Below are 1,259 nucleotides of genomic sequence, written 5' to 3'. Positions count from 1 at the left end.
TTAAATACTCCCCTTGTTTAGACAACATTACTTCAAAGATAAGTTAGATTTCGTTTCCCGCCCAATTGGGCGGGAAACGAAATCTAAGCGGCCGAGCAGAACACTTTCTCTGGCTTTTTATAATCCAAAGACTGATGGCCTCTTTCGGTATTGTAAAAACTCATATACTCTTTTATTTTACCGTACAATTCCAAGCCATCTTCCGATGGTTCCAGATAAATTTTTTCGTATTTGATGTTCCGCCAGAATCGCTCAATAAAGATATTGTCAATAGCACGCCCTTTGCCATCCATGCTAAATTGTACGTTGTCAAGGCTATCAACATATTTGGTAAAAATCGGGCTGGTAAACTGGCTTCCCTGGTCTGTATTTAATATCTCCGGTGCACCATGTTGTTTTACGGCCATTTCAAGGCATTCCTTGCACCATTTGGCTGCCATGGTGTTGGATAATGACCAGCCTACGATAAAACGGCTGTAAAGGTCAATTATGGCTACTAAGTACATGTGCCCGTTGCCAACAGGAACATAAGTGATGTCCATACCCCACGCTTGATTAGGGCGTTCTATTTTTAAACCGCGCAGCAAATATGGATAAATGGTATGGCCTTCGCCTTTATGTGGCTTACTGGTATTGGGACGAGGGCCAATGGCATGTAAATCCATTTTGCGGTAAAGCCTTCTTATCCGTTTATGGTTCACAATGTGGCCATTCTCCCTTAGGTACTGGACCATTCGCGGAACCCCATAAAAAGGCGTTTGGGTGTACTGTTTATCAATTAGCTCCATAAGTTCTTCATTATAAGAACTGTTCTGTTGGGGAATATAGTAGAAGCTGCTTCTACAAACCTCTAAAAGTTCGCATTGCCGATTTATGCTTATCGTATTTGCTTTATCCACTTTGAGAAGTCGTTCAGGTTTGGCTATTTCCCCAATACTTTTTTTAAGAAATCATTCTCTATTTGAAGTTGGCCAACTTTTTTGAAAAGTTCATCCTTTTCTTTTTCATCATCGTTTTTAGATATCCCTTTTTCAAATATTTCAGAGGCATTTGATAAAAACTGGCTCTTCCATGTGGAAATTTGATTGGGATGAATGTCGTACTTTTTACCGATTTCCTGAATCGTTTCACGCTCTTGAAGAGCTTCAAGTACTACTTTTGTTTTAAAGCCTGCGCTGTAAGTTTTTCTCTTTTTCATAACAACAAGTTTATTAAATTTTCAAATTATACTTGTTGTCTAAATTTTGGGGCTAATTATA

General features: G+C 38.9%; 2 protein-coding genes. Both read right to left on the bottom strand.

Features of this window, described 5'->3' with window-relative positions:
- Nucleotides 1-83: 83 nt before the first annotated feature.
- Nucleotides 84-899 (bottom strand): IS3 family transposase, encoded by an 816-nt coding sequence (locus D1164_RS23585; protein WP_172594619.1) that lies wholly within the window; start codon nucleotides 897-899, stop codon nucleotides 84-86.
- 23 nt (nucleotides 900-922) lie between these two features.
- Nucleotides 923-1,198, bottom strand: a complete 276-nt coding sequence (locus D1164_RS23580; RefSeq protein ID WP_241558320.1) for a transposase — start codon at nucleotides 1,196-1,198, stop codon at nucleotides 923-925.
- Nucleotides 1,199-1,259: the final 61 nt, after the last annotated feature.

Source organism: Mariniphaga sediminis (assembly GCF_003573545.1).
In the GTDB taxonomy this organism is placed as follows: domain Bacteria; phylum Bacteroidota; class Bacteroidia; order Bacteroidales; family Prolixibacteraceae; genus Mariniphaga; species Mariniphaga sediminis.
The sequence above is the reverse complement of the archived record's forward strand: the minus strand, read 5'-3'. Positions and strand labels throughout refer to the sequence as shown.

What these genes read in the sequence shown, in the direction of transcription:
- D1164_RS23580 (WP_241558320.1), bottom strand. Translation starts at nt 1,198, where the DNA reads ATGAAAAAGAGAAAAACTTACAGCGCAGGCTTTAAAACAAAAGTAGTA.